We start from the raw sequence: 6,453 nt of genomic DNA on the forward strand, positions 1-6,453 counted from the left end.
ACCGTAGGTGCCGGGGGCGCAGCAGCCATCGTGCGGCAGAGGGAGCCTGCTCCCCCGTCCGGGGGAGACGTTCCTCGGCCGCACCGGGCGGACGTCGAGGGGGATCCGAACCGGGTGGTCGCGGTCGCGGCCGGGGCCCGTCGAACTTCTACGGCGTCACGCGGGGTTCGCCCACTCCTCGCGGAGCATCCCGAAGAGCACACGGTCGTAGCGCTCTCCCTCCACCAGCACCGCCGACCGGCGGCGGCCTTCCTCGCGGAAGCCCAGCCTGCTGAAGGCGCGCACGGCGCGCTCGTTGCCGCTCCAGGTGTCCAGCTCCAGCCGGCTCAGGCCGTACGCGCCGAACAGGTGGTCCATGACCAGCCGCAACGCGTCACTACCGTGGCCGCTACCCCAGAACTCCCGCTCGCCGATGGTGATTCCCAGCGTGGCCACTCCGGCGTACGGGTCCAGGTCCCGGTAGTCGGCCATGCCGATCACCCTTCCGCCGGCCAGGTCCTCGACCATGAACACGGCCGACTCTCTCGGGCTCAGGCGCAGCATGGTGTCGAAGCCGAGCCCGACCGCCTCCGCCGTGACCGGGCCGAAACACGGATCACCGGCCGCGGCCAGGCGCACCACCTCCGGGTCGTTGCGCCACCGGAGATGATGCTCCGCGTCCTCAGCGCGCAGCGCACGCAGTCTTACCAAGTTTCCTTCGAACATCGCGCAACCGTAATCGATCACGGAACCGTTCAGGGTCGGTGATTCATGCGCGTCCCTCGGGCCGGGCGGTCGCACCGACCCCTGATCCCTGATGCGGAGTCAGGGTCCGACCAGGGCCCGGCCAGGGTGATCCCCGATGAACAGGGCAGGCCCGGGCGGGCAGACTCACCTGAACTTGATCACCACGTTCCAAGTGGAGTTTCCCCCATGCGCCGTTCCCCGGCCCTGTTATTGACCACCGCCCTGGCGTTCGGCGTCATCGCCCCCGCGCAGGCCGCCTCCGCTGCCTCCGCGCACGCCGATACCGCCACGGGCCTCGACCGCGGCGCCCTGCGCAAGGCGATTGCCGTGCAGCCGGACGACGGTGCCGCCGGTGTCGTGGCCGACGTGCGCAAGAACGGGCAGAGGTGGCGCGGTACGTCCGGGGACGTCACCACAGGCAAGCCGATCAGCCCCGATGCGCACTTCCGGATCGGCAGTATCAGCAAGCCCATGGAGGCGGTGATTCTCCTCCAACTGTCCGCCGAGGGACGCGTGGACCTGGACCGGAGCATCCAGCACTACCTGCCCGGGCTGCTGCCGGAGAACCGGTTCGCCGAGCCGATCAGCGTCCGGCAGCTGCTCAACCACACCAGTGGCCTGCCCCAGGACTTCGAGGGCTCCCCGGCCACCTCGGCGGACGAGGCGATCGAGCGCCGCCTCGAGTATCTCTCCTTCGACGAGGTCATCGAGCAGACGCTCCGCCCCGTGGGCAGGCCGGCGCCGGGGCCGCGCTTCCTGCCGGGTACCCGGCAGGAGTACAACTCCTTCGGCTACCGCGTCGCAGGCAAGCTCATCGAAGAGATCACCAAGCACTCGTACCAGTACGAGGTGACCGCCCGCATCCTGAAGCCGCTGAAGATGCGGGAAACCAGGGCCGCCGTGCCGGGCCGCAGTACGCCCGTGCCCGCGCCCTACCTGCCGGGCTACATGTCCCGGAGCACCGGCGAGCCGGTCGATGTCAACGTGCAGGGCGGGCTGCCCGCCAGCATGACCTCGACCACGGGTGACCTGGACCGCTTCATCTCGGGCCTGTTCGACGGTCGGCTGCTGCATCCGGAACAGGCCGCGGAGCTGTTCGCCGTGCCGAAGGGCACCGACGGCAAGCCGCTGCCGTACGCCGACGGCTCCAACTGCAACACCGGTCCCGCCAGGGGTACGGCCTGCTTCAGCGTCGGCCTGATGTCCGTGCCGCTGCCCGACGGATCGGTCCTGTGGGGCAAGACGGGCTCCGATCCGGGATACCGCAGCGGCGTCTTCGCCTCCCCGGACCTCAACCGGCGCGCGGTGTACGCGATCGGCACGTCGTCGTCCCCCGGCAATGGTGCCCTGGCGGTGGCCCAGCGCCTGTCCCTCGCCGCCTTCGGTGACTGAGTCGCAGAGTCAAGTACGGCGCGGGGGAGCCCCGCACACGACGATTGGGTAGCCAGTGCTTCTGAAGACGTTCGGCTGGTCGTTCGCGGTCACCGCGCTCGGCCTGATCGCGGCGGTGTTGTACGGGGGGTGGGCAGGCTTCGGGATCGTGGCGATCCTGTCCATCCTCGAAATCTCGGTGTCCTTCGACAATGCCGTGGTCAACGCCGGAATCCTGAAGAAGATGAATGCCTTCTGGCAGAAGATCTTCCTCACCGTCGGAGTCCTGATCGCGGTCTTCGGCATGCGCCTGGTCTTCCCCGTCGTGATCGTCGCCGTCAGCGCCGGGATCGGTCCGATCGAAGCGGTGCAGCTCGCGCTGAACGAACGGGACACGTACCAGCAGCTGGTGACCGACGCCCACCCGTCGATCGCCGCCTTCGGTGGCATGTTCCTCTTGATGATCTTCCTTGACTTCATCTTCGAGGACCGCGACTTCAAGTGGCTCGCCTGGCTGGAGCGCCCGCTCGCCAAGCTCGGCAAGATCGACATGCTCTCCGTCTGCATCGCGCTCATCGTGCTGCTCGTCTCCGCGACGACCTTCGCGGCCAACGCTCACCAGTACGGCGGCACCCACGCGGACAAGACGCAGACCGTCCTGATCGCCGGCATCGCGGGCTTGATCACCTACCTGGTCGTCGGCGGTCTCTCCGGCTACTTCGAGAACAAGCTCGAGGAAGGGGAGGAACGCGAGCACGAGGCCGAGGCAGCGGCCAGGACGGGCGGCGCGAAGGTCCCCGCGGTCGTGATGGCCGGCAAGGCCGCGTTCTTCCTGTTCCTCTACCTGGAGGTCCTGGACGCGTCCTTCTCCTTCGACGGCGTCATCGCCGCCTTCGCGATCACCAACGACATCGTCCTGATGTCGCTCGGCCTCGGCATCGGCGCGATGTACGTCCGCTCGCTCACGGTCTACCTGGTCCGCCAGGGCACCCTGGACGACTACGTCTACCTGGAGCACGGCGCGCACTACGCGATCGGCGCCCTCGCCGTGATCCTGCTCGTCACCATCCAGTACGAGATCCCCGAGGTCATCACGGGCCTCGTCGGCGTCATCCTGATCGCCTGGTCCTTCGTCTCCTCGGTCCGGCGCAACCGCAGGCTGGCTGCGGCCGAGGCGAGGGGCGCGGGGTCCGACGGGAAGGCCGAGGTCTCCTCCGGCGTCTGTGCCGACTCCGATCTACGAACGATCGCGCCATGAGAAGCGACGTTCAAAAGGAGTGCGGCAGCCAGGGGGCGACCTCGTTGCCGAAGGCCAAGGAGGCCCGCGCGAGCGTTCCCCGGCTCCGTTCGCCGGCTCGCCCGGCCCGTGCGAGAGCGGTCAGCGATACGCCGCCCAGGTAGGCGGAGGCCAGTGCCCGGGCCGACAGGGTCACATCGGCCGCCGCGCGGGTGCGCGTGCACGACGCGCCCCGGGCGTCCCCCGCGAGCCGCCAACGGCCCTCGTTCCAGGGGCAGAAGGAGTCCGTGACCTCGAAGACGGTCTCGACCGGGGTGCGGTAGGCGCGGGCTTCGAGGGCGGCGCCCACATCCACCAGCCGGACGAACAGCGCGTCCCGCAGCTGCCTTTCGCACCGGCGGACGTCGGAGACGAGGTGCTGCCACGCGTCGTCCGCCGGGCGGTTCTGCGCCACGAGCGTCGACGTCAGGTCGATCTCGAAGAGGAAGCGCCACAGTGCCGCGTACGCGGCCGGATCCCGGGCCTCCAGGTCGCGCAGCACGACCCTGCCGTGTGCGCCCGAGACGTCCCACTGCGGGGTGTTGTGGAACCGGGCGTAGCCGACCGTCGCCCCGTCCCGCTCGGCGACGACGCACTGGAGCGGTGAGCCGCTGTCGCGGCCGCCGCCCTGGGGTGCCAGCACGGACAGGCGCTCCCACCCGGGCAGGCGGGCCGGCATGCCCGGCCGGTCGGCCACCTGGTCCGCGTACACCGCTTCGCACGCCGGCAGCGCGGACACCGGATCGGCGTACCGCAGCCGCACCCCGTCCCTGTCGTCGCCTGCGGGTACCTCCAGGCGTACGCGAGACGTGTCGATGGTGGTCGACAGCTGCTGCGTGGCCATGCCGTAGCCGAAGCGGCCGTAGATCTCCGGCTCGGAGGCCACCAGGGCCGCCAGCGGTTCACCCCGCTCGCGGATGTCGTCCAGCTGGCGCCGCATCATGGCCGTCATCAGCCCGCGCCTGCGGTGCGTAGCGGCGACGCTCACCATCGTCACCCCGGCCGTGTCCACCAAGGCGGCTCCGGGCACCGACAGGCGCAGCGAGAACGCTCCGGCGGTACCCACGCACTCGTCGCCGTCCCAGGCGCCGATCGACCGGTCGTGTTCGGTCAGGCTCTGCCACAGCTCCCGCGTCTCAGGGGGTGTGGGCGGTCCGCCGAACGCCCGTTCCAGGGTCCGGTACCAGGTGTCCCATTCCTGGGCCTCCAACGTCCGCAACTGTGGCGTCATAGGCCACCTCTACCAGGGACTTTTCGTGGCGGAGGCATTACGGGGCGGGGTGCCACCCGACTGGGTCACCCGGAGGATCCGGCAGCGTTCGCCCGGGCCGGGGCTTGACGGCCCGCACCGGAACATATGACACTCGGAGTGCAAGTTGTTTTGTGGCAATTAGTGGCAATTGTTCGCTGCCCGTGACGAAAGGCGAGACATGTCCGTCCACAGCGCCCGAGCGTGTGCCGGGCCGAGCCGTTCCCGTGAAGGTCAGGGCACAACCGGGCAGTGCAAGCCGTCGGCGGGGCCCGCGCGCGTGGCGGCCTACGCCGCCGCAGGCGCGGCCGTGGCCGCCGTGTGGGCCCTCGGCGGGCACATGCCCGCGTCGGAGCACGCGCTGCGCGTCCTCGTGGTGGTGCTCTGCGTCAGCCTGGTCGGACGCTTCGCCGGCCGCCGTCTCGCCCGCGCCGGGCGGGCCCCGCTCGACCGGGCCCTGTTCTTCGGCCTGGTGGCGGGGAAGGTCCTCCTGGTGGGAGTGGCCCTGCTCGTCGACTGGCTGGCCGGCCTGTGGTTCTCCGAACCGACCCTGATCACTGCCGCGTTCCTCTTCGCCGTGGTGACCGTCGGCGGTCCCGCCCTGCACGGCAAGCTGTCGCACGGCACGCAGACCTCGGCCTGGGCCGACCCGCTGCGGATCAGTCCTCCAGCAGCTGCCGCAACCGGCAGGCGTACCATGCGGTCGCCGCGCACACCGCCGCGTAGATGACGATGCCCTGGAGTGCGAAGTTGACGTAGTGGAACTCCCACTGTGCCGCCCCCGGTTCGGTGCCGTACCTGGGGTTCTCCCAGATGTACGGAAGGAGCTGGGCGACGAGCCCGCCCAGGCACTGGGCCGCGATGTAGAGGGCGGCCAACTCCCCGAGGCGCCGCAGCCAGGCCCGTCGGTCGGTGCGGATCAGGGCGCGGACTCCGGCGAGCGCGTTCCCGGGCTGCCATCGCGGGCCCGCCGGGGCGACCCGGGCGCAGACCGCGGGTACCAGGACCACGGCCGCGATCACGAGCCCGACCAGCAGTGCGTTCAGCAGTCCCGCCGTGCTTTCCGAGCTGACCCGGCTGCGGCCCTGGGGTGCGAGGAGCACCGCCAGGATCGGGAGGTGGGTGATCAGGGCGGCGAGGTACACGCGGCCGAGCAGCGCAGCCGAGGGCGGACCGGGGCGAAGCGGGCTCGAACGGGTCGGTGCCTGGGGTGCGGTCATGGGGGCTGATCCCATCACATCCTTTCACTTTGGTGAAGCAATTTTCTTCACCAAAGTGAAAGACTTGTACGCTGGCCGCATGAGTACCGAACGGGACGGCGCCGCGCTGGGCCACGAGCTCAGCCTGTGGGTGGTGCTCTACCACGAGCAGCTCGCGGCCCGCCTGCACGTCAACGCCACCGAGCACAAGGTGCTCGGCATCATCGCCCGCACCCCCGGCACCACTCCCGGTCGGCTCGTCGCCGGGACCGGCCTCAGCAACGCCGCCATCACCAAGATCATCGATCGGCTCGCCGCTCTCGGATACGTCGAACGCGCGAGGGATCCCGGCGACCGCCGCCGGTTCACCCTGACGGCCACGGCCGCGCACCGCCGCGTCCTGGGTGCGGCCATGGCCCCGATGACGGCAGGGATGGCCGAAGTGGTGCAAGGCCTCGACGAGTCCGAACTGGCCGCCGTCGGCCGCTGGCTCACCGGAACCGTCGCCGTCATGCGCGAGGCCGCGCTCACCCTGGCCGAGGAGAACCGCAGCGGTGACCTGGGGGGTGTGGGTTTGATAGGAGCCCGCCGGGGAGGCAAAACAAACCCCCCCCGAACAGGCCGGGGTATTT

General features: G+C 70.2%; 7 protein-coding genes. 4 read left to right on the top strand and 3 right to left on the bottom strand.

The features are described from left to right. Positions 1-156: 156 nt before the first annotated feature. Positions 157-690: a GNAT family N-acetyltransferase gene (locus ACWGE1_RS10775; protein WP_453420173.1), complete on the bottom strand. Its 534-nt coding sequence runs from the start codon at positions 688-690 to the stop codon at positions 157-159. 222 nt (positions 691-912) lie between these two features. On the opposite strand from ACWGE1_RS10775, the gene ACWGE1_RS10780 reads away from it, so the two are divergent. Beyond that, positions 913-2,118: a serine hydrolase domain-containing protein gene (locus tag ACWGE1_RS10780; protein WP_453420174.1), complete on the top strand. Its 1,206-nt coding sequence runs from the start codon at positions 913-915 to the stop codon at positions 2,116-2,118. A gap of 55 nt (positions 2,119-2,173) precedes the next feature. Continuing rightward, a complete protein-coding gene (locus tag ACWGE1_RS10785; RefSeq protein WP_453420175.1) occupies positions 2,174-3,355 on the top strand; it encodes a DUF475 domain-containing protein in 1,182 nt (393 codons plus the stop codon). A 10-nt stretch (positions 3,356-3,365) separates the two neighbouring features. Here ACWGE1_RS10785 and ACWGE1_RS10790 read toward each other — a convergent pair whose 3' ends face one another. After that, on the bottom strand, positions 3,366-4,604 hold the full coding sequence (locus ACWGE1_RS10790) for a GNAT family N-acetyltransferase (protein WP_453420176.1): 1,239 nt from the start codon (positions 4,602-4,604) through the stop codon (positions 3,366-3,368). Positions 4,605-4,902: 298 nt separating this feature from the next. Here ACWGE1_RS10790 and ACWGE1_RS10795 point away from each other — a divergent pair, with 298 nt between their 5' ends. After that, positions 4,903-5,352: a hypothetical protein gene (locus tag ACWGE1_RS10795; protein ID WP_453420177.1), complete on the top strand. Its 450-nt coding sequence runs from the start codon at positions 4,903-4,905 to the stop codon at positions 5,350-5,352. Here the strand turns inward: ACWGE1_RS10795 and ACWGE1_RS10800 are convergent. After that, complete coding sequence (locus ACWGE1_RS10800) at positions 5,282-5,842, bottom strand: hypothetical protein (protein WP_453420178.1); 561 nt, start codon at positions 5,840-5,842, stop codon at positions 5,282-5,284. The two genes, ACWGE1_RS10795 and ACWGE1_RS10800, sit on opposite strands and share 71 nt — an antisense overlap. 79 nt (positions 5,843-5,921) lie before the next feature. Here ACWGE1_RS10800 and ACWGE1_RS10805 point away from each other — a divergent pair. Then, a partial coding sequence (locus ACWGE1_RS10805; protein WP_453420179.1) for a MarR family winged helix-turn-helix transcriptional regulator occupies positions 5,922-6,453 on the top strand: 532 nt, incomplete at its 3' end.

Source organism: Streptomyces sp. NPDC054932, assembly GCF_053610205.1.

What these genes read in the sequence shown, in the direction of transcription:
- ACWGE1_RS10780 (WP_453420174.1), top strand. Translation starts at nt 913, where the DNA reads ATGCGCCGTTCCCCGGCCCTGTTATTGACCACCGCCCTGGCGTTCGGC.
- ACWGE1_RS10790 (WP_453420176.1), bottom strand. Translation starts at nt 4,604, where the DNA reads ATGACGCCACAGTTGCGGACGTTGGAGGCCCAGGAATGGGACACCTGG.
- ACWGE1_RS10800 (WP_453420178.1), bottom strand. Translation starts at nt 5,842, where the DNA reads ATGACCGCACCCCAGGCACCGACCCGTTCGAGCCCGCTTCGCCCCGGT.